This window comes from Rosistilla carotiformis (genome assembly GCF_007753095.1).
Classification (GTDB): Bacteria; Planctomycetota; Planctomycetia; order Pirellulales; family Pirellulaceae; genus Rosistilla; species Rosistilla carotiformis.
Genome location: NZ_CP036348.1, coordinates 4,192,890 through 4,215,117 on the forward strand (window position 1 = coordinate 4,192,890; position 22,228 = coordinate 4,215,117).

15 protein-coding genes are annotated in these 22,228 nt (G+C 58.5%); 7 read left to right on the top strand and 8 right to left on the bottom strand.

The features are described from left to right. Window positions 1–129: 129 nt before the first annotated feature. On the bottom strand, window positions 130–3,540 hold the full coding sequence (locus Poly24_RS15120) for an acyltransferase domain-containing protein (protein WP_145096914.1): 3,411 nt from the start codon (window positions 3,538–3,540) through the stop codon (window positions 130–132). A 21-nt stretch (window positions 3,541–3,561) separates the two neighbouring features. Then, window positions 3,562–4,557, bottom strand: coding sequence for an SMP-30/gluconolactonase/LRE family protein (locus Poly24_RS15125; protein WP_145096917.1), 996 nt, complete (start codon window positions 4,555–4,557; stop codon window positions 3,562–3,564). A gap of 104 nt (window positions 4,558–4,661) precedes the next feature. Between Poly24_RS15125 and Poly24_RS15130 the strand changes: the two genes are divergently transcribed. After that, window positions 4,662–4,877, top strand: coding sequence for a hypothetical protein (locus Poly24_RS15130; protein ID WP_145096921.1), 216 nt, complete (start codon window positions 4,662–4,664; stop codon window positions 4,875–4,877). A 332-nt stretch (window positions 4,878–5,209) separates the two neighbouring features. On the opposite strand, the gene tnpA is transcribed toward Poly24_RS15130, so the two are convergent. From tnpA to Poly24_RS15160, 6 genes are all read right to left on the bottom strand, one after another. After that, the gene (gene tnpA / locus Poly24_RS15135) at window positions 5,210–5,662 is read right to left on the bottom strand and encodes an IS200/IS605 family transposase (RefSeq protein WP_145096924.1); all 453 of its coding nucleotides are present in this window, start codon (window positions 5,660–5,662) and stop codon (window positions 5,210–5,212) included. Between the two features lie 1,252 nt (window positions 5,663–6,914). Next, the gene (locus tag Poly24_RS15140; RefSeq protein ID WP_197451928.1) at window positions 6,915–8,657 is read right to left on the bottom strand and encodes a cytochrome c peroxidase; all 1,743 of its coding nucleotides are present in this window, start codon (window positions 8,655–8,657) and stop codon (window positions 6,915–6,917) included. Window positions 8,658–8,919: 262 nt separating this feature from the next. After that, entirely contained in the window at window positions 8,920–10,263 is a 1,344-nt protein-coding gene (locus Poly24_RS15145; protein ID WP_145096930.1) for an HD domain-containing protein, read from the bottom strand. A 5-nt stretch (window positions 10,264–10,268) separates the two neighbouring features. After that, on the bottom strand, window positions 10,269–13,646 hold the full coding sequence (locus Poly24_RS15150) for a DEAD/DEAH box helicase (protein WP_145096933.1): 3,378 nt from the start codon (window positions 13,644–13,646) through the stop codon (window positions 10,269–10,271). Between the two features lie 242 nt (window positions 13,647–13,888). Beyond that, a complete protein-coding gene (locus Poly24_RS15155; protein WP_145096936.1) occupies window positions 13,889–14,554 on the bottom strand; it encodes a Maf family protein in 666 nt (221 codons plus the stop codon). Window positions 14,555–14,570: 16 nt separating this feature from the next. Continuing rightward, on the bottom strand, window positions 14,571–15,236 hold the full coding sequence (locus Poly24_RS15160; RefSeq protein ID WP_231753160.1) for a DUF3467 domain-containing protein: 666 nt from the start codon (window positions 15,234–15,236) through the stop codon (window positions 14,571–14,573). A gap of 710 nt (window positions 15,237–15,946) precedes the next feature. On the opposite strand from Poly24_RS15160, the gene groL (Poly24_RS15165) reads away from it, so the two are divergent. The 6 genes from groL (Poly24_RS15165) to Poly24_RS15190 all read left to right on the top strand — a co-directional run bounded on the left by groL (Poly24_RS15165) (window position 15,947) and on the right by Poly24_RS15190 (window position 22,202). Beyond that, a complete protein-coding gene (gene groL, locus Poly24_RS15165; RefSeq protein ID WP_145096942.1) occupies window positions 15,947–17,653 on the top strand; it encodes a chaperonin GroEL in 1,707 nt (568 codons plus the stop codon). A gap of 112 nt (window positions 17,654–17,765) precedes the next feature. Then, entirely contained in the window at window positions 17,766–18,062 is a 297-nt protein-coding gene (locus Poly24_RS15170) for a co-chaperone GroES (protein ID WP_145096945.1), read from the top strand. Between the two features lie 149 nt (window positions 18,063–18,211). Further along, window positions 18,212–19,831, top strand: coding sequence for a chaperonin GroEL (gene groL, locus Poly24_RS15175; protein WP_145096948.1), 1,620 nt, complete (start codon window positions 18,212–18,214; stop codon window positions 19,829–19,831). Between the two features lie 99 nt (window positions 19,832–19,930). Further along, window positions 19,931–21,070 (top strand): molecular chaperone DnaJ, encoded by a 1,140-nt coding sequence (gene dnaJ, locus Poly24_RS15180; protein ID WP_145096951.1) that lies wholly within the window; start codon window positions 19,931–19,933, stop codon window positions 21,068–21,070. A gap of 128 nt (window positions 21,071–21,198) precedes the next feature. Continuing rightward, window positions 21,199–21,777, top strand: coding sequence for a nucleotide exchange factor GrpE (grpE, locus tag Poly24_RS15185; protein WP_145096954.1), 579 nt, complete (start codon window positions 21,199–21,201; stop codon window positions 21,775–21,777). Window positions 21,778–21,896: 119 nt separating this feature from the next. After that, complete coding sequence (locus tag Poly24_RS15190; RefSeq protein ID WP_145096958.1) at window positions 21,897–22,202, top strand: FmdB family zinc ribbon protein; 306 nt, start codon at window positions 21,897–21,899, stop codon at window positions 22,200–22,202. Window positions 22,203–22,228 lie beyond the last annotated feature (26 nt).

Sequence of the window (22,228 nt, forward strand, 5' to 3'; positions counted from 1 at the left end):
CTAAGTTTCATCAACAGCGAAGACATCGTTCGACGCCATCCCATCGCCCAACCGCAAAATCATTATACGGCATCCCCGAAGGATCTCCCCAATAGAATCTCACCGATTACGGGACGCTTCCCCATTCGCCTAAACGGTCGCGTCGATCACGGTGGCAATGATTCGTCTGCTTTCATCTCGCGTCAGGATCGCGGTCCAACGATGGCCGGCCATCGCTGGCAACTGGGCAAGCAAGTTGCCGGCGGTATCGGCGGTCGCTTGTCCCTCGCCGTCACAGGCGGTGACGCGGACGTTTTTCCAGTCACCCAACAGCCCCAGGCCGGTCGCTTTGGCGACTGCCTTCTTCGTCGCGAGGATCGCAGCGAAGCAGCGCTCACGGTTTTCGCACGCCGACAAAAGCGAGACCTCTTCGGGCAGCAACGCTTCGGCAACTTGAGCCTCGTCGAAGTCGGCGATCGGCTGAACCGCAACGCCAACGCGGCGGGCTGTCGATGCAATCGCGTAGCTGATTTTGTTGCAATGAGCTACCGAGATGTTCGGCATCACCGCGTCGGCCGATGGCACGTCACCCGCGCTTGGATGTTTAGCTCGCCTTGGCAACGCATAAGGTCGGCCGTTGTCATCGTGCCGCGTGTCGATATCGGACATGTACAGCCGCTGACCGTGCTGTTGATGCCACAAACGACGAACGGCATCCTTGGCGACGACGCGGCCAAAGACCCAGCGAACCTTCTCGGCGTGAGGGATTTGCGCGTCGATGAAGTCTTCGTATTCCTGTTCGCTCAACAACACTTCGGCTGCCGCTCGCAACAGCGTCGGTTGCGACAGGTCGTCCAACCAAGCGAACCTCGCGGTGGCGATCGCATCATCCGCCGCCGAAGCCTGCGTCGAAAACTCTTCCGACAAATGGTAGACGTTCTTGGGGCCGTGGAAATTGACTTCGTGAAACGGCAGATAGAAACGCCACAGTCGCACGCCGTTGATGCGATTCCAAACGCGTCCCTCGCCGTCGATCGAAACGACCGAATGAGTGAAGTGCCGCGGCGATTGCTCGTCCAAACTCCCGTGGCATTCAAACCGTGTTCCCACTGCGGGCCGCGGTCCGAAGAACTCGACGCTCTTCACCTCAAACGGCAACATGATCCGCCCCGTCTGGTCGGGCTGTTCCAGATGCCAGGCCGCGTTGGGATGCATCGCGACATCCAACAGCACCGGATCGCCAAGGAATTCGACCGGCCGATCGTCGCGGAACAGCTCATCCCGCGGCAGGACTTCGATCGTTGATTCGATTCCTTGTTTGCCGATCTTCGCCAGGCTGCGGACGCCTTGAAACAACTCGCCGTGAAACAAATTGTTATACATCGTCTTCAGCGTCGTCTCGCACTGCTGGGCGTCGGTCAGTTCCAACGGCTGGGCGAGCGGAGCTTCCGGATACGCAGCGGCCAGGGTCACGGTGCCAACAGCCGCCAGCTTCGGTTTGTCACCAAACGGCTCTTCCCGGTTCCCGGTGTCCATCACACGGACCAGCACGCGCGTCGTCGCGTCGTCGTCCGATGGCATCAAGGTCGCTTCGATCCGGATCGTGATCGGATCGCGCTCGTAAAACGCTAACCATCGCGACAACTGGACTCGGCTGATCGAACAGACGACCCGTTCGGGAGCCAGCTGCAGCGCCGCCTCCATCATCATCTCCAGCGTAAACGTCATCGGCATCACCGGCAGCCCACATTGCTCGGGCCGGATCGCGCTCACCTCGCGGCCGCCGACGGTATGATGCGTCGCGTAATGTTCGATCGCTGGATCGAGCAGCCGATGCATGACCAGATGCATTCCCGGTTCGAACTCGCTGACTTCGCCCAACAGCGGCAATTCGGGACGGGGCAATCCTCCTCCGCCGCCGCTCGCCGCTTCCTCAAACGCATGCTCCTCGCCCGACCATAGGCTTTCATTCGCCAGAATGTCATCGGTGGGCAGCGCCGCCGCGGCGGCCAGGCGACGTCGCGATCGATTTCCGGCCGTCGCACGTCGTCCGCCGCGAGGACCGATCGTCCGCCCCGCGTTCTTGGCGACGAGAAACTGCTGCATCACATCGCTCTGTTCCGCCAGCAACTGCTGCATCGTTTCCAGATGAGACGACATCACCGAGACGCTGCCAGGAGCGATCGCTGCGGCAACCTCTTCGCGCGGCGACGGCTGAACAAAGGAATTCCCTTGAGCCTGTCGGAACTGCAGATCCAACGCCTCCAACTGGATCGGAACGTGATGCGCGGCCAACTGAGCCGCGACGTGGACGATCTGATCGGCGGTCGACAAACGGGGCGTGTCCATCGGGATCGCCGCATGCGGCTGGCCCCGCAAGATATCAGCGACAAAGGAACTGATATTCCCCCGCGGGCCAACTTCCAGGAACAGCCGCACGCCGTCGGCGTACATCTGTTGGATCAGCGATTGGAACCGGACCGGGTTGTGCCAATGAGCCAACGAGAGCTGGCGGATCTGGTCGCTGTCGTCGGGAAAACGTTCGCCGGTGGCACACGAATACAACGGCACATCGGGCGATCGGAAACCGACGCGATCGAAGGCGGCACGCAGCGGGTCCATCAGCGGTGCGAACATCGGCGTGTGGTAGGGCTGCTGCAGCGAAAGCGCCTCGACGATCCAGCCCGCTTTTTCGATCGCCTCACGAACGCGCCGCGTCGCTTCGCGTCGGCCAACGACGATCGATTGATGCGGGCAATTGTCCATCGCCACCATCGCCTGGTCGCTCATCCCCGCCATCGACAACGTTTGGAAGACGACAGGTTGCACCTTGTCGGCGGCCGCGGCAACGGCCAGCAGTTCCGCGTCGCCGCCGCCCGATTGAACCTCCATCTGGTTCATCACGTTGGCGAACATCGGCAGTTCTGTCGTCAACTCCATCGACCCGGCGGTCATCAGTGCCGCCAATTCACCGGCGCTGTGACCGGCGGCGGCTTGCATCGGCACGCCCAACATCTTGGCAACTTCGCTCAAGCACCAGCCCGCACTCAAGACGCTCAGCATCGCATTGTCTAACCGACGCAACAACTGTTCGGCTCGATCGCGATCGTCCTGCTGCCAACCATCGATAAAGTAACGCAGGCTGTGAAACGGCGGGCCGATCTGACGGGCAAAACCGTCGCACTGTTGGAGCACCGATTCGACTTCGGGCCACTGGGAATCGAGTCCCTGCAGCATTCCCAGGTACTGAGCCCCTTCGCCGGGGAAGAGCCACGCGATGCCACCGGACAGTCCCAGCGGTTCGGGATAATAATAGATCCCGCCGACATCGTGGATCGGTTTGTCCGGGCGTCGCTCCAAGCGATCGGCGGCGCGAGTTGCCAACAGACGCAGCGTTTCCTCGCTGTCGGCGACGATCAACAACCGTTCAGGAGCATGCGGATCTGAAGTTGCCGATTCCCCACCAGCCAACGCTCTCAGGTTCGCAACCAGTTGAGGTTGCGATTCGGCCGCGATCACATACGGTTTCAATCGGTCGGAGCTTGCGTTGGTATCGGTCATCGGTTCCAGAGTCAGTCGAGGCTATCGCAGTCGAACGCGACAGAGGTACGAATCGGCGGTGATAAATAGGTCCTTGCCGTCGGGGCCGCCGAGGGTGCAGTTGCTGGTTCGTTGGCCCGTCAGCAAACGGCCGATCAGTTTTCCCGAGGGTTCAAAAACATAGATCCCGCCGGGGCCCGAGGCCCACAGGTTGCCTTGCGGATCGACGGCCAATCCATCGGGCAAACCGGGCAACTTGCCTACCTGATCGGTTGCATCATAAAGGATCGACATTGCCCCAGCGGTACCATCGTCATTCAAAGCAAAGCGAGCCCAGATTGCGTGTTTGGGGTCCGACTGAGCGACGTACAACGTTTTTTCGTCGGGCGAGAGACCGATTCCGTTAGGACGAGCGAGTTCCTTGGAGATCAGGGTCAGCGTACCATCGGTCGCCAACCGGTAGACGCCACAGAAGTCGAGTTCGCGCCGCGGGTCGTCGTATCGCTTTGGCATTCCGTAGGGCGGATCGGTGAAGTAGATCGCTCCGGAGGAATGAAGCACCAAGTCATTGGGGCTGTTCAGTCGCTTGCCTTGATAATTGTCGACCAGCGTTCGCTTGCCGCCATCGCGCGTCAAAACGCTGACGCGGCGATCGCCATGTTCACACATCATGACTTGCCCCTTGGCATCCAAAGCCAAGCCGTTGGCTCCCGGTTCCAAACCGTAATAAGTGTTACCTGTGTAGCCGCTAGGGCTCATAAACAACGACACGCCGCGCTTCGCATCCCAACGGAAAATCGAATTCCGCGGGATATCGCTCAGCAACACATAACCACCCTCCTCGGGAACCCACAGCGGCCCCTCGGACCACGTGAAGCCCGACGCAAGGACTTCGATCTTTGCATCTTTCGCCAACAGCTTGTCTAGCGCGGGATCCAAGCGTTCGATCCTGCCAAGTGAATCCTGAGCCGAACAAGGTTGAGCGGCCAGTCCAAACAAAATCGCAGCCAGCGCAAGGGAGCGGAGAGCGAAGGTCATGATGAAGCCTCGAGAGAGTTTTTCTGGGGGAAGAATCCGCTCCCGCACCCAGTGCCTATGGGGGCGGGAGAGCACGCGGAATAGCTTAACCACTCACCGCGTCGATGGGAACCAAAACAGAAAATCACGATTCGATTTCCAGCGATCTCCTCAAAGACAATCGATCGGTGGTGCTGGGTTGGCAAGCTGTGACCTTCAGCCAGGCCGGAGGCTGGCACATGGAATACACACATGTGTCGGCCTCCGGCCTTGGAATTTATGGTGCTGCCGATACCGGCGGCTTACACCGCCGGCAGTTCATGTGTCGGCCTCCGGCCTAGGGATTGGTGGTGCTGCCAGTACCGGCGGCTTACACCGCCGGCAGTTCGTGTGTCGGCCTGCGGCCTGATGGATGTTGACACAATCGGCTGATACTTTGAGGCACAGGGGATTTATTGAGCCGTATATATCTCATTCTCCCACCTTGGTCAGGTACTGCGTCAAGAGCGGATTGCAGGCCGGAGGCCGACACAACTAATGCCGGCGGTGTCAGCCGCCGGTTCTCAACCGGTCGGTTCCCTACCAATGCCGTAGGCCGCCACAAGGAATGCCATCGAGCCAGCAGGCACAAGAAGAAATCGATTGCCTAAATGCAGCTCCCTAAACCTTCGAACTACTCCCAAACTCGCGCTGGATCGAATTCGATTTCATGTTTTGCCAATAGCGTGAGATACTCATCCTGGAAGGTCTGTTTCGCATGATGTGTCAACTGATTTTGGATATACCTGACAACCCTGTCGGCTTGAGAAGGGCTAACCGTAAACGCGCCGTAACCGTCTTGCCAATGAAACTTGAGTTTTCCCGCTCGCGCATCGTTGACCTGACGACTTGAATTAGATTTCAACGCTCCTACAAAATCGGCAACCGCGACTTTCGCTGGAATCCGGACCAGCACGTGCGCGTGGTCGTAGAAGCCGCCAATTTTGATCGCGAACCCTTCCAGATTTTTTGCGATTCCAGCCATGTACGACCAGACTTGGTCGCGAAGCGCATCGTCTTGCAACAACGGGCGTCGATCCTTCACGCTGAAGACGATGTGATAGAGCAACTGTTGGTGCGTGGACATGCTGGTACTCCACCGGAATCGATTGGTGTCGCAATACAATATTGTTTAACAAATCCAGCCTACACCGCTTCAACCTAATGTTAAGAGTTTTTGAGGCAAATTGGTTGATCGATTACCGGGATTCAACACTTGATTGTGCCGGCCTCCGGCCTAGGGAGTTTTTTGGTCCTCAACATACCGGCGGCTTACACCGCCGGCAGATCGTTTGTCGGCCTCCGGCCTAGGGTGAGTTCTTGCTCGGCCGCTAACCGGTGGCTTACACCGCCGGCAGATCGTGTGTCGGCCTCCGGCCTGGGTGATTGCTGAAACATGTCCTTGAGTTGGGAGTGGTCAGGCAAACCGGGGGACTCGGTGCGCTGAAGCTATGTTGGTGCCCCTCGTTCAGGACAATAGACAAGAGCTGTATTTAGGCCGGAGGCCGACATAACTAATGCCGGCGGTGTAAGCCGCCGGTGGCCAAGCTAGGAATAATCCCCGAGGCCGGAGGCCGACAAATCTAATGCCGGCGGCGTGAGCCGCCGGTGGGCAAGGTCGGTTACTAGAGCAGGCCGGAGGCCGACACAAGGAATGCAAAAAATGTGTCGGCCTCCGGCCTCGGGGGAGTTCTTGCTCGGCCGCTAACCGGCGGCTTACACCGCCGGCAGATCGTGTGTCGGCCTCCGGCCTGGGGGGTTGCTGAAACATGTCCTTGAGTTGGGAGTGGTCGGGCAAACCGAGGGACTCGGTGCGCTGAAGGTATGTTGGTGCCGCTCGTTGAGGACAATAGACAAGAGCTGTTTTTAGGCCGGAGGCCGACATAACTAATGCCGGCGGTGTAAGCCGCCGGTAGCCAGGGTCGGTTACTGAACCAGGCCGGAGGCCGACACAAGGAATGTAAGAATGTGTCGGCCTCAGGCCTCGGGGGAGTTCTTGCTCGGCCGCGAACCGGCGGCTCACACCGCCGGCAGTTCGTGTGTCGGCCTCCGGCCTGGGGGGTTGCTGAAACATGTCCTTGAGTTTGGAGTGGACGGGCAAACCGGGGGACTCGTTCTTGCTCGGCCGCTAACCGGCGGCTTACACCGCCGGCAGATCGTGTGCCGGCCTCCGGCCTGGGGTGAGTTCATGCTCGGCCGCTAACCGGCGGCTCACACCGCCGGCAGATCGTGTGTCGGCCTGCGGCCTGAGACTTTGCTAATCGCCGCAAACCGGCGGCTTACACCGCCAGCGGATCGTGTGTTGGCCTGGGGCTGGCTGAGATAGGGGATTGGGAACCCTACAGGCTGCGCAGGAAGGTTAGCAGGTCTTCGAGGTCGGGTTGAGAGAGCGGTTGATCGAGGGTGTGCTTGTGCTCGGTGAAGACAGCTTCCAACGAATCGGCTCGCAGATCGTGGAAGTAGCGGGGGCCGCGCTGGCCGACGCCTAGGAGCGATGGCGGGTTGAAGAGGGTGTGTCCGAGTTCGTCCTCGAGCCCGACGTCGTACAATTCCGCCGAGGTGTATTTGCTGCCGGCGTGGCAATCGTTGCACCCTTGGCGTTGGAAGATCACTTGGCCGCGCGCGATCGACTCGCCGACTTCGGGAATCGACGCGTCGACGATTGGTGGCGGTGGGACCAAGGATTCCAGAAACGCAGTCAGCTGGACCACCTGTTCGCTAGTGAGCGTATTGTGCCCCTGCATCGTCGTGCGGACGGTGCGCTGCAGTTGAGCCTCCAACTTTTCATCGGCACCGATCCAGCCGAAGGGAGCCGTATCGGCGCGGCCCAGCAGCGAGAGCACTCGTTTGGGCGAGGTGTACGCTCCGTCGCTTAGATTGTCCGCGCGCTCATTGACCGCATGGCCGCCGGGATGACAGCTGGAACAACTCATCCAACCATCGTGCGCCAGCGACGCGTCGTGAAACAGGCGTTCGCCGAGTTCGGCCGTCGTCGGAGTCCAGCCTTCCGACAGGCGAACGGTTTTCAAGACGCTTCGCTCGCCGATGTCGATCTTGGTCAATGAATCGTCCAAACGATTGACCACCCAACCGGTCTTGCCTCGGCTGTCGACAGCGACCGCAACGGGATTGATGCCGACGGGCAGCCGAGCCAATTCGTAGAACTCTTCGTGTCCAATCGCAACCTCGTTAGCTCCACCCAATGGAACGATAACGATCCCGTCGACGGTGCAGACGAGATCGTTCGGATCGGCGCCTCCCTGCCCCACGATTCCAATCGGATCGATGTGCCCGTCTTTGTAGAAGTTCTCTTCGTCCGCTTCCATCACACGCCCGCGGTCCAACCAACGCAGATCGTTGGAAACCATCATGCCCCAGTGGATGTCATTGTTAGACGATTGAGCGGCGGAGTTAAGCATTTGATGTGAAACGATCAACCGCTTGCCGTCGGGATCGTCGATCATGCCGCGGATCCGATGCCCGTAAAATTCGGTCTGCCGCAGTTGTTGCCCGGTAGCCGCATCCAAGTACGCGATCTGGCTACCAAACGCATCCACTGCCAACACAACGTTTTCTGGCTGAAGCAACCGCAGCGTCTGCGGTGAAAAATTTAAGTCGCACGTCCATACGCGATGCGCGGGACTGTCGTTCGAAGTGGGCACGACGCACGTGACGCTGCGACTCCAAAGCCCCGCGACCAGCAACTGGTTGCCTTCCGCGGCGATCACCGAAGCCGGACTCTTCACGCAATCGATCACGCTGCCGGTCGATAATTTGCCGTCGACAAAGTGGATTTGAACGAGACGATTTCCCGCCTGGTCGATCGCCCACACCGATGCGTCGGGCAACGCTTCGACCGCGACCACGTCACCGCCGATCGACAATTTCGATTGCAACTGGCCCGTGTCGCTGTCGAGTGCAAGAATTACACCACTGCGCCGGCATGCAACGAGCAACGTTTGATCCTCGGCCACGAAACAGGCGTCGACCGGCCGAAGCGGTTGGACCGCGTTTGCGGTGTTGGGTACACCGAAGGCGAAACACGCGGCCAACGCCAGCGAGCCGTGGCGCAAAGAACCCATGAGGCGGGAAAGTTTAGAATCGTTGAGCATTGCAAAGGTTCCAGTTCGATTCCAGGCGGGGGCGACGTCGCAGGCAATTTCCTGTTGAGGTGCACCTAAATCTTAACAAAGGAACGATGCCCGCCATACGGCAACCTCCCCGACACCTTCCATTTCGTCGCTTTTCATTCGCCACGAAGCGGATTACCCCACGTGACACCGGCACGAAACGACGGGTTAGGAAAAGGATGCGTTCTAAGGAAACCGTCCTTCGTCGCCGCGATCACCGATCGGGCGGCGTTTGCTCGACCGCCCGCTCCAGGATTTGGCACGCTTGATTCGGCGACAGGCTATGGCGCAGTTCGGGCAAAACGAAGATTCGAACACGTTTGACATAGTTGTCGAACTGCTGACGGGCCAAAACCGCGGCGACTGGCGAAACATCGCCTAGCGTTCGCACGAATCCTTGTTCATCGACAACATCGACGTTGATGTCGACCTCCAATTTTTTCGGCGGCGCGTCGATCAAGACATGCGTGGGACCAACTCTCCGACCGATCTCCACACTGGCCAACCGCGCAAACGTTTCGCTGCAACGCACCAACCATGGATAGGATCGACCGGCGAGCGAGGCATGGATCTGCGGCGAATCTAAAACGCTGAACTGAGCGATCTCTTTAAACAATCGCCGTTGCGCACCAAACAGGCCTTGAGCCAGCCATTGGACGTCCGTCCCAGCGCTGGCCATCAATAAACGCTCAATCCAAGGCGCGTCGGTCAGTTCGCAAATCCCATCCATGTCCAACCGCTCGTGCAATTGGTAAACCGCCCGTTGCAGCATCGCCGTCGCCGCGCGAACGGTCGGATGCCAATAAACCTCGCTGAACATGATGTAACGTGAGAAGACCATCATCTCCGCGGCGGTGCGCCCCTTATCGGTGATCGCCAAACGCGGCCGCGTGGGGTGAATCGCCAACGACGCGATCAACCGACCGACGTCAAAGTTGCGTCCATAAGGAACGCCTGCGTGCAGACTGTCTCGAACCAGATAGTCCACCTTGTCGACATCGATCGGCCCGCTCAAAAGGCTTGTCAGCACTTGGGTCTCGTCCGAATCACAATTGCCATCCAACAGGTCGCAAACCCGTTCGGGGTCCACATTCCAATCGTCGCGGATTCGATCGGCGATTTCCGTTTGCGTGATGATCCGACGCGCCCGCACCTCGTGTCGCGGTAGGCCTGGCAATTGCATGTCTTCGGTCGGATGACAGAACGGCCAATGACCGACATCGTGTAACAGCGCTGCCAACAAAAAACGTTCTCCACCGCGCGGCTCGACGATTTCGGCGAATCGATCGGTCGCCACCAACCGCTGCAGGAAAAGCAAGGCGTTGCGATAGACTCCCAGCGAATGCTCCAAACGCGAATGGGTCGCCCCCGGATAAACGAGCCCGACTAGCCCCAACTGACTGATTTGGCTGAGCCGCCGCAATGGAGCGGCATCGAGCAACCGCGCGGCACGATCCGAAAGGGGCACGTTCCATTCGGGAGGGATCCGCACCACGCCCGGCGGCGCCGCAATCGAAAGCAATTCAGGAATTTGCGCAAGGGCTGCACGGTGACTCATCGCGGCTAGGTCCCTCGCACGAGATCGATCAGATCACTGGTCGACAACTTGGCCGCCGCGTGCGTCCCTTCCATCACTCCCGAAACCAAATCGCGTTTCGCATCGTGAAGTTTCAGGATCTCTTCCTCGATCGTCCCTTCGGAAATCAATCGATAGACCATCACCGGATTCTCTTGCCCGATACGATGGGCCCGATCGGTAGCTTGGTCTTCGACGGCGGGGTTCCACCAGGGATCCATATGAATCACATAGTCGGCTGCGGTGAGATTGAGTCCGGTGCCGCCGGCCTTCAGTGAGATCAGAAACGCCGTAGCGTCCCCGTTTTGAAAACGATCGACGCCCGCTTGCCGTTGATCGGCGGGTGTCTGTCCATCCAGATATTCGTAGCGGATTTCCTCCTGGTCGAACATCTCACGGATCAACGCCAAATGCTTCACAAACTGGCTGAAGATCAACACCCGATGGCCTTCCTCCTTGAGTTCGGCCACCGTTTCGAGCAACAACTGCAACTTGGACGATCGCTGTGTTAACGATTCATCGACCATCCGCGGACTACACGCGATCTGTCGCAATCGTGTCAGCAGTGCCAAGATCTTAAATCGCTGGTCTTTCACGTCGCCGAGATTGGCAATCTGATCGATCTCGCCGATCGCCGATGCCCGCACCTTATCGTACATTCGGCGCTCGGCATCGCTCAATTCGACATACAAGTTCATGTCACTGCGCGGCGGCAAATCCTTCAGCACCTCCGTTTTGGTGCGTCGCAACACAAACGGTTGCAAGCGATCTCGCAACGCCAACCGACGCGATTCGTTGTTATCCTTTTCGATCGGACCTGCGAACCGTTTGCGAAATTGATCCCAGCCACCGAACACGCCGGGAGAGATCACGTGGAACAGGCTCCACAATTCGCCAAGGTGATTTTCGACCGGGGTGCCTGTCAACGCGACCTTCCATTGAGCCGGAATTGTAGCGATCGCGGCAGACGTTTTGCTGCGGCTGTTCTTGATCGCTTGGGCTTCGTCCAACACCAACGTCGACCATTGCACGCCTGCCAACGCTTCGGCATCGCGAAGCGCCAGACCATAGCTGCACACAACCAACGTCCCCGGCCCGACACCATTTAGGAATTCGCCACGTTCGGTCTCTCGGTAAAGGTGGACGCTTAGATCGGGGGCGAACCGTTCGGCTTCGCGCACCCAATTGAATCCGACCGAAGTCGGAGCGATCACCAACGTGGGACCTTCGCTGCTGCGATCCAAGATCACCGCCAACGTTTGCAGCGTCTTGCCCAAGCCCATGTCATCGGCCAGGATTCCCCCAACGCCCCACTCGGCGAGTCGTCGCAACCACCGGAAACCGTCGGTCTGATAATCACGCAACGTCGCGTTCAGGTTGCTGGGAAGGACCGGTTCCAATTTCTCGGCCCGCTCCAATCGGACCAAACATTGGTGCCAGGCACGGGTCGCTTCGACTTGGACATCGTGACTCAAGAAGTCGCGCACCGCGGAAGCCGACGTGGCGTCAAACTTCAGCGAGCGCCGGTCCTGAGTGATCGAATCGCGAAGCCCGGTCAATTGGGCTCGCAAGCCCTTCTCGATCTTCGTCCACCCCTTATCGCCGATGCGAACGAAGTCGCCCCGCACGCTCGCGTCGCCCGTCTCCTGCAACGCCCCCAACAGATCGACCAATTCGACCGATTCTTCGCCCAGCTGGCAGCTGCCCGACAATTGAAACCAATCCTGCTTGCGGTTGATGCCGACGCTGACGTTGCTGGACGTCACCGCCCCCAGAACCTTCAGCGGCTTTTCAGAACCCTTGTCCCACAGCACTTCGGTTCCATCGGCTTCCAAGTCTTGCAAGTGGGCGATCAACTGCAACGCCGCTTCGAAATCCTGAATGCTGCCGTCGAACGTTCGCGCCGTCTGCCCCAATCGGCCCAGCAGCTCTTCGGCCGCGCGGACTTCTGCGTCGGCATCGCGTTGAAATTGCACCGGCTGGCCATCGCGGTTCCCCGACTTCAACATCAGCCCCGTACCCGGACGGTGCAGCACATCCATCGCGTCCCGAACGCGGACGCCGTAGTCGAGCGAACCGCTGGCGTGCGCGCGTAACAGAACCACGGGGCGACACGCGTCGGCAACGATCTGCCCGGCGATCGTCTCGGGAACTTTGATGTTGATCACGCGTTGCAGATCGGCGACGCGGCGAAGTAGATCCTGTTCAAATTCGACCGGAATCCGCGGCAGCCTAAAAACCGAAACGATCGTCTTCAACCGGCTGGGGTGCATATCGCAAACGCGCACGCTGGCGAGATCGTTGCGGATGTGAATCAGACAACTGTCGTTGAACAGGTACGTGTTGTTGTATTGTTTGCTGCCAACAAGTCCCAACCAACAATGTTCGTCATCCTTGCAGAAGGCAAAGGTCGCATCGAAGCGAACCACTTCGGCCGGATGGTTGTTAAACAAGATGTTCGGCTGGCCGACCATTTCGCGAATCGCCGCCACGGGATCCAGCTTGACGTGGACGCGGTAATAATTCGACTCGAATTGAATCAACGCTTTGATGCGGCGATCGGCTTCACTCAGCGAAACATCTAAATCGGCGAGGTTGGTCAGCGCCGTTTTGCGTCCTTTAGTCCATCCCCCGCCACGCTTCTTCGCCTGTTGGACAACGGCAAAGACTTCGTGATCGGTCCCGCGAGTGGAGATGTTCCACGCGATCCGATCTTGCGAGACGGTTTGCAACGGAGGCAGTTGCGCGTCGTCGATTTCCATTGCTGCCTCGGGAACGACCAAGGCATCCAGCAGGCTCTCGATCCGCGCTTTGTCACTGAAATCAAAGCGTTTGGGATCCATCGATCCGGAATGGAACAACCCTTGGGCGACCTGACGATTTAACCAACTGCGGTAGTCACGCAATTGTTCGTAGACGTAGTCGACAAAGTGGAAGCAGTGCGAGCAATAGTATTTGCCGAGCGACGTGGGACAGCTGCAGGCGAACTGTTTTCGGAGGCTGCCATCAGGGACTGCCACCATCACATCGTACCGCTCCGAACCCTGGCGGTACTGACCGGTGACCGTGCCGTCGGAATAGATCGCCGAGACGTGGAACGCATGCGGTGGCTCGTAGGTGTCCGCATCAACGATATCATCAGGAAACGAATCCAGAATATCCAGGCAGCCTTCGTACCATTGGCGAACGCGTTCGGCCCCCAGCCGCTTTTGCGGGTCGGAAGAATTCTGTTCATCCTGCCAAACCGAGCCGGAATCGGATCGGAACGCCGAACCGGGAGATTCGGTGAGCAATTGCTTCAGGATCGACGTGGCATAGGGAGGCATGGGGCCACCGACGGCGCGTCCACGTTTATTTTTAGCCATCGAACAGACGCCTTTCTGTTTTGGCAGCGCGACGTCCCGATTGATTCGCCGCGACTAGCGACATGGCATTCCTCGGCGGGTACACGATCGATCGGGCCGCGGTGGCGGTTTGCCGATCGTTGCTGAGGAATCAAAAAGGAAGCAGCATCTGACGCGTGCGGGAGCAAATTTTACGACCCGACCAATATATCGCCGCATCGCAAGCGACTGAAGCCCGGCCCCGGCCATCCCCCACCGATCGGTCAGGATGTGGGACGATCGATCCGGACGATCGGGGGGGGCGATGCCGAAACGTCGATCGGCTGGGCCGTTTCCGAAAAACGCGAGAGCATCTCATGCAGGCGTTCCATCGGCAGCCCTACGACATTCGAGGCGCTTCCCGAAAGGATCTGCAACCAGTCGTTGCCATCCTGGTATCCGAACGCTCCCGCTTTGCCGACCCAACGCTCGCTGTCCAGATAGGCTTCGATCGTCGCGTCGTCGATCGCTTCCATTTTCAACTGGGTACAACAGACGTCGAGACAGGCCTTTTGATCGGGCACCGACCACAAACAGATTCCCGTGTAGACGGCATGATCGGTTCCGGCCAGCATCGTCAACATCTGTCGGGCGTGATCGCGGTCGACCGGTTTGCCCAGGATCTGGCCCCGACACGCAGCCACCGTATCGGCCGCGATGATCATTCCCGAATCGATCCGCCGCATCACGTCTTCGGCCTTGCGAAACGCGAGCCGTCCGACCAATTCGGCCGGCGATTCGGAACTGCAGACGCCACATTCGACCGCGGGATCCGGAGCGATCACATCGAATGAATAGCCAGCTTGCTGCATCAGTTCACGGCGGCGCGGCGAACCGCTGGCCAATACGATCGGCAAACCCTCCGGCTGTGGCAACGCATTGTCGGTCATCAAAGTCGCTCCTGGTCTACTCGACGTCGTCGGGATCGGGACGGTTGTCGTTGGGGGGCAACAGGTCGTCGCCGGGGGACTGTGTCGATGGCGGCTGCGGCTTGGGGGGCTGAGGTGGAGGCAGTTGTCCGCCCGCTTGATTGCCACGAATTTGCAGCTGTTTCATTGCGTTGTCGAGCGATTCGATCAGCCGCGGGATCTGCCCGGCTGCCATGTAAACCCGTGCACTGACGGCCGATTGCGGGAAGAAGCTGGTGATGAAGTCCATGCTGAATTCGGCCGCGCCATGACCGATCATGACGCCATTGGCATAAGCGCCACTGAGCAGCGAGTCGCTCATCTTGAGATCATCATAGATCTCCTGAGGCGAAGGCCGCCGCGCGTCCGAAGGTGGTTTGGGAGGATCGGCAGGGGCGCCAAAGCGGCCTTTATAGATCTCTAGGTTCTTGCGAAGCGCTTCCAGGAATTGCGGAAGTACCGGATGCGGCAGGACCACGCGGGCTGCCACCCGATGAGGGCGGGAGATGTTTTGCACAAAATCGAGCACAAATTCGCTCGGCCCGGTAACGACAATCGCGCCGGTGGAAAAAACCCCTTCGCCAACGTGGTCGGGGATGCGGGCCCGCAGATTGTGCGCATTGTCGCCGGGAACGGGTTGATCTTCAGACGGTGAATCGTTCATCAGAGCCTGTCGCTGTCGAGAAGGAAATTCGAACCGCATTCAAAGGCATGCGGAGCGTGTTGTCGCGTCGAAGCAGCCGACGCGGGATCTACGACCATCCATCGGTCGGGGTTTAATGTAACCCAAATGTCGCAGATGGGTAGACAATGCCCCCTCGGATCCCAGCGGCAAATCGCCAGCCCTGCTTGTTTGGACCGCCCGGCGCGGGAGCTTCGTTTCCAGCGAGCCTTCGCGGTCCGCGAGACAGGGGAGTCCAGCCAATTTCTTCTTTCGATGGCGAAACGAACCGAACGCCGTATCGGCGGTCGTCCGGGCGCGTCAGGACTGGCCGAACGACCGGACCGCGGCAGCGACTCAGCGAGTTCGCCGCTGCGAAGCCGATCGGCCAACGCGGAGGGCTGACGCCGGGAACGATCTCTGCCAAACTGGCAACGCCGCCAGACAAAGGCTTGCGGTGACCAGATCCCCGGAAGCGTAAAGCCTTACCCAAAGCGACCTTGCGACAAACCAAATACGTTTGGCACGCATCTTGCTCTATGGGGAGCCTTCAGTGGCGGGCTGCCACTCTGCGCCACCGAACGGTTTCGTTTTGCGTGCGACGTATGGCAGCCTGGCATGGCAGCGATTTCACCGTTCACATTTTTTATGGGTCTGCTGGGCTTCACCGCCTGGCGGCTCGGACACAATGACGTTCACAGGAGAGACACGACGTGGCAAAACAGATCGTGTTTGATGACGATGCGAGGCAACCGCTATTGGCGGGTGCCGCAAAATTGGCGCGTGCGGTTCGCAGTACGTTGGGCCCTCGTGGTCGCAACGCAGTGCTGGACAAAGGTTGGGGTTCGCCCAAGGTGACAAAGGACGGGGTAACCGTTGCTGAAGACATCGACCTGGACGACGCAAATGAAAACCTTGGTGCTCAATTGATCAAGGAAGCCGCCAGCAAAACTAACGATGTCGCTGGCGACGGCACCACGACCGCCACCGTTTTGGCCGAAGCGATCTTCCGCGAAGGGCTGAAGATGGAAGCTTCCGGCGCCGATCCGATGGCACTCAGCCGTGGTATCGCCAAGGCTGTCGATATGGTTACCGCAGCGATTCAAAAGCTGTCGACACCGATCAGCGAAAAGAGCAAGGCGGAAATTCGTCAAGTCGCCACGATCGCCGGTAACAACGATCCTGAGATCGGCCGCGTATTGGCTGACGCGTTCGCCAAAGTTGGCAAAGATGGCGTGATCACGGTCGAAGAAGGTCGATCCAACGAAACGACCGTCGACGTTGTCGAAGGGATGCAGTTCGACCGCGGTTTCCTGTCGCCTCACTTCGTCACCAATCAAGACGATGTCTCCGTCGAATTGGAAAACTGTGCGGTTTTGATTTTCGAAGAGAAGATCAGCGGCAACAAGAAGATGATCCCGCTGCTCGAAGCGATCAGCAAGTCCAAGAAGCCATTGTTGATCATCGCCGAAGACGTCGAAGGCGAAGCGTTGGCGACTTTGGTTGTCAACAAGATGCGCGGCATCTTGAACGTCTGTGCCGTGAAGGCTCCAGGCTATGGCGATCGCCGCAAGGCAATCCTTGGCGACATCGCCGTCCTGACCGGTGCACAACCGATCTTCAAGGATCTGGGCATCGATCTGGAAAACGTCAAGCTGGACGACCTGGGAACGGTCAAGAAGGTCAAGATCACCAGCGAAGACTGCACGATGGTTGGCGGTGGCGGAGCGAAGGACAAGATCGAAGCACGCGTCGCTCAAATCCGTAACGAAATCGCTCACACCGATAGCGATTACGATCGTGAAAAGCTGCAGGAACGCTTGGCCAAACTGGCCGGTGGCGTCGCTCAAATCAGCGTCGGCGCAGCAACCGAAACGGAAATGAAAGAACGCAAGGCGTTGATCGACGACGCGCGTGCGGCAACGCAAGCGGCATTGGAAGAAGGCATCGTCCCAGGTGGCGGCGTGGCCTTGATCCGCTGCGAAAAGCATCTTCTGAAGTTGGAAGAGTCGACCGAAGGGGACGAGAAACTGGGCGTTCGCATCATCCGCAACGTGCTGGACAAACCTCTGCGTGCGATCGCTGAAAATGCCGGTCTCGAAGGGGGCGTGGTCGTCAATCGCGTCCGCAACCTGAAGGACAAGAACGAAGGCTACGATGCCAACAGCGACAAGTACGTCAACATGATCACCGCTGGGATCATCGATCCCGCCAAGGTCGTTCGCACCTCGCTGTCCAACGCAGCCAGCGTGGCATCGCTGTTGCTGACCACCGAATCGTTGATCACCGAAATTCCTGTTGAGGAAGAAGGTGGCGACGACCATCACCATGACCACGGAATGGGTGGCATGGGCGGAATGGGTGGCATGGGCGGCATGCCTGGAATGGGCGGCATGGGTGGCATGCCTGGCATGATGTAATCCGGCAGATTGCTGCGTTCGGGGATCTGCCGGTGCAGAGCCCCCGGGCGTTTCGATTCAAATTCAAATACAAAATTCAATAAAAAACGTATCAGTTTAGGAAGCTACACAGATGGCAAAGATCAATATCCGTCCTTTGGATGACCGTGTTGTTGTGCAACCCGCATCGGCGGAAGAAACCACCGCAGGCGGCATCGTTCTGCCCGACTCGGCTCAAGAAAAACCACAACGCGGCACTGTCGTTGCCGTAGGCCCTGGCAAATTGTTGGACAGCGGCAGCCGTGGCGAATTGTGCGTTGCTGTTGGCGACGTGGTGATCTACGGCCGTTACGGCGGCAGCGAAATCGAGATCGACGGCCAAGAGCTGAAGATTCTTCGCGAAAGCGACATCTTGGCAAAGGTTTGCTAGAACCGATCTCCAAGCCCGGCGTGGCGTGAGCCCGCCGGTTTGAATGCGATCGCGGATGGTATATCCGCGACTCGGAAATCCTGGCAGGCAGCCGATGCCTGCCACCCCATAAAACGCACATTCACCGCAACGCTTAAGGACACAGTACCGTGGCAAAGCAATTGCTTTTTGATGATCACGCCCGAGCACGCATGCTCGCAGGCGTTGAGAAATTGGCCCAAGCTGTCGCGATCACGATGGGGCCAACCGGTCGCAACGTAATCATCGACAAATCGTTTGGCGGGCCGACCGTTACCAAAGATGGTGTAACGGTTGCCAAAGAAGTCGATCTGGAAGATCGTTTTGAGAACATGGGCAGCAAGCTGGTTGTCGAGGTCGCTCAAAAGACCAGCGACCTGGCTGGCGACGGCACCACGACGGCCACCGTGTTGGCCCACGCGATCTTCAAAGAAGGTCTTCGCAACATCGTTGCCGGCAGCAACCCAACGGCGATTCGTCGCGGTATCGATCGCGCTGTCGAAGCGGCTTCGGCCAAGCTGCACGAAATGGCCCGTCCGGTCAGCAGCAAGGATCAAGTCGCCAGCGTTGGCGCGATCAGTGCCAACAACGACAACGAAATCGGCGGCCTGTTGGCCGATGCGTTGGAGCGTGTTGGCAAAGACGGCGTGATCACGGTCGAAGAAGGCAAGACTCGCGAAACCGAAGTCTCCTACGTCGACGGAATGCAGTTCGACAAGGGCTTCGTTTCGCCTTACTTCATCACCGATCCAGGCTCGATGGAAGCCAGCTTGGAAAACGCGTTGGTGCTGTTGTACGAAAAGAAGATCAGCAACATCCGCGACTTGGTGCCAATCCTTGAAAAGTCGGCTCAAAGCGGTCAGCCATTGTTGATCATCGCCGAAGACGTCGACGCCGAAGCGTTGACCTTGTTGGTTGTCAACAAGCTGCGTGGCACTTTGAACGTCTGTGCCGTCAAGGCTCCAGGCTTCGGCGATCGCCGCAAGGCCATGTTGGGCGACATCGCGGTTCTGACCGGCGGTACGTTGATCAGCGAAGACTTGGGCATTCAGCTTGAAAATGTCACGCTGGAACAACTCGGCCGCGCGAAGAAGGTCAGCGTCGACAAGAACTCGACAACGATCGTGGAAGGTGGCGGCAAGCGTGCCGACATCGACAAACGCGTTTCGCAGATCCGTGCTCAGATCGAACAGACCGACAGCGAATACGACAAAGAGAAGTTCCAAGAGCGCTTGGCCAAGTTGGCCGGTGGCGTGGCGATTGTCAGCGTTGGTGCCGAAACCGAAGCGGACATGAAGCAAAAGAAGGCCCGTGTCGAAGACGCGTTGCACGCAACCCGTGCTGCCGTCGAAGAAGGCATCTTGCCAGGCGGCGGTGTGGCGTTGGTACGCTGCAAGCAAGCGGTCGAAGATTGCAAGAAGGGTGCGAAAGCCGATGAAAAGATCGGTGTCGATATCGTCTTGCGTGCTCTGGACGCTCCAATGCGTCAGATCGCCGACAATGGCGGGATCGACGGTAGCGTCGTTGTCGACAACGTCGAACAACTGAAAGAGAACCACGGCTACAACGCTTACACCGGTGAATATGGCGACATGTTCGCTTACGGTGTGATCGATCCCGTCAAGGTGACTCGCACGGCGCTTGCCAACGCAGCGAGCATCGCTGGCTTGTTGTTGACGACCGAAGCCTTGGTTACCAACTTCGATCAAGAAGACAAGGACAAGCGTGCGGTTGAAGGCGTCATCGCGTAACGCGTGACGACTTAACCCTATTTACGACAGCACAGGGCCACTTCCGCGTTCATTCGGCAGTGGCCCTGTTTATTGCAGCATCGACGACGGATTCATCGGATGGCCGAAAAACGCGACTATTACGAATTGCTTGGTGTCAGCAAAGACGCCGGCAAACCCGAAATCGACAAGGCATACCGTCGGTTGGCAATCAAGTACCATCCTGATTCCAACCGCAATGACGAAAACGCCGTCGAACAGTTCAAAGAGATCAGCGAAGCCTACGAGGTTTTGAACGATCCTGACAAACGCGCCCGCTACGACCAATACGGCCACGCCGGCCTTGGCGGCGGTGCCCCTCAATTCAACGACGTCGAAGACATCTTCGAAGCCTTCGGCGACATGTTCGGCGGGTCGGTCTTTGGCGACATGTTCGGTGGCGGACGCGGGGGGCGACGCAAACGCGTCCGACGCGGTGGCGATGTCCGATGCGACGTCACGCTGACGTTGGAAGAAGCGGCCAGCGGTGTTCGCAAAGAGGTCAAGTTCCGCCGCCGCGTAGCCTGCACCGGTTGCGATGGGTCGGGCGCCGCCAAGGGAAGCGAACCGCAACCCTGCGTCGCGTGCGGTGGCGTGGGACAAGTCATTCAATCGGCAGGCATCTTGCGGGTCCAGACATCGTGTCCCCATTGCGGCGGCGCAGGTAAAGTCATCCGCGATCCTTGCCAAACATGCCGCGGTCAGGGACTGGAAGAACGGCGCGTCAGCTTGGATGTCGATATCCCGGGCGGCGTCGACGATGGCATGCGGGTTCGAATCACCGGCGAAGGGGAAGCGAGTCCCGACGGCGGACCACCGGGCGACGCGTATTGCTTCGTCAAAGTCATCGAACATGCATTGTTCCAACGCGACGGCGCGAATCTGATTTTGCAGTTGCCGATCGGTTATTCCCAAGCGGTCTTGGGTGCCGAATTGGACGTGCCGACCCTGGACGGTCGCGAATCGCTAACGATTCAGAAGGGGACTCGCAGCGGCGAGGTCTATCGCCTGCGTGGCCGCGGAATGCCCGACCCTCGCGGCGGACGACGCGGCGACCTGTTGGTGCAAACGTTTATCGAAGTCCCGAAGAAGGTGAACGAGAAGCAGGAAAAATTGCTTCGTCAGTTGGCCGAACTGGACGAAGAGCACGTGATGCCCGAACGAAAGTCATTTTTGGAGAAGATCAAGACGTTTTTTGAACCCGAGGAATCGGACGCCTAACAGAAAGTTGCCGGGCCAGGTTTCGCGCCAGCGCGCGTCCTGATTCGGCCGTTGGAAGCTGCGGATTGGTTTTACGGTGCCTTGGCCATGGGGCACGCCATCCCTTAAATAGGAAAGAATCTCTAATTATGAATAATCAAGAATCAAACAACCCTGAAGACACCTCGGCCGATGAAGCCGGCTTCGACGCAACTTCCGAAGCCAATCTGAACGACGAAGCTTTCGACGCGGTAGCCGGCGAGATCGGCGGCAGCAGCGAAGGCCCTTCTTTGGAAATGCAATTGGCCGAAGCCAACGGTCAAATCCTGAAACTGCATGCGGAACTGGAAAACGTGCGCAAACGGATCCGTCGCGAAGCGGACGAACAGATTCGCTATGCGTCGCTGCCGCTGATCCATGGACTGTTGGAAGTCTTCGACAACCTGCGTCGTGCCCTGGAAGCTGCCGAAACGTCGCAATCGACGAGCGGACTTGTCGAAGGCGTCCAAATGGTCGCCAAGCAGTTCGAAGACACCTTGGGCAAGTTCCACTGCAAACCAATTCCCGCCAAGGGAGAGACCTTTGATCCACACGTCCACGAAGCGATCTCGCAAATGCCCAGCGATGAATTTGCTGCCGGCACGGTGATGATTGAAGCCACCCAAGGCTTCCAATTGCACGATCGCGTGGTTCGCCCCAGCCAAGTGGTCGTCAGTACCGGGAACTAACGTGCCGTGGAGGCACGGTGTCCACAATCCATAAACTTGCCCCTCTCTGAAGCGCCAGGCAAAACCTGTTGTTGTGCTTCATGATTTTTTAATGTTGAACCATTTCCAGGAACCAATGGATGCCAACCTACGATTACGAGTGCGATGCGTGTGGTCACGAGTTTGAGCATTTTCAAGGGATCAATGATCCACATTTGAAGAAGTGCCCCGAATGTAAGAAGTCGAAGTTGCGACGCTTGTTCGGCACCGGGGCAGCCGTTGTTTTTAAAGGTTCGGGTTTCTATCAAACCGATTACCGAAGCGAATCCTACAAGAAGGGAGCCGCAGCGGACAAAAAGAGCAGCAAGCCGAAGTCGGAAAGTAAATCCGCCGACAAGGCACCCGCTGCCAAATCGGAATCGAAACCCAAGAAAGCTGCGGACTAGCGGAAGCTTCCGCTTAACGCTCGATC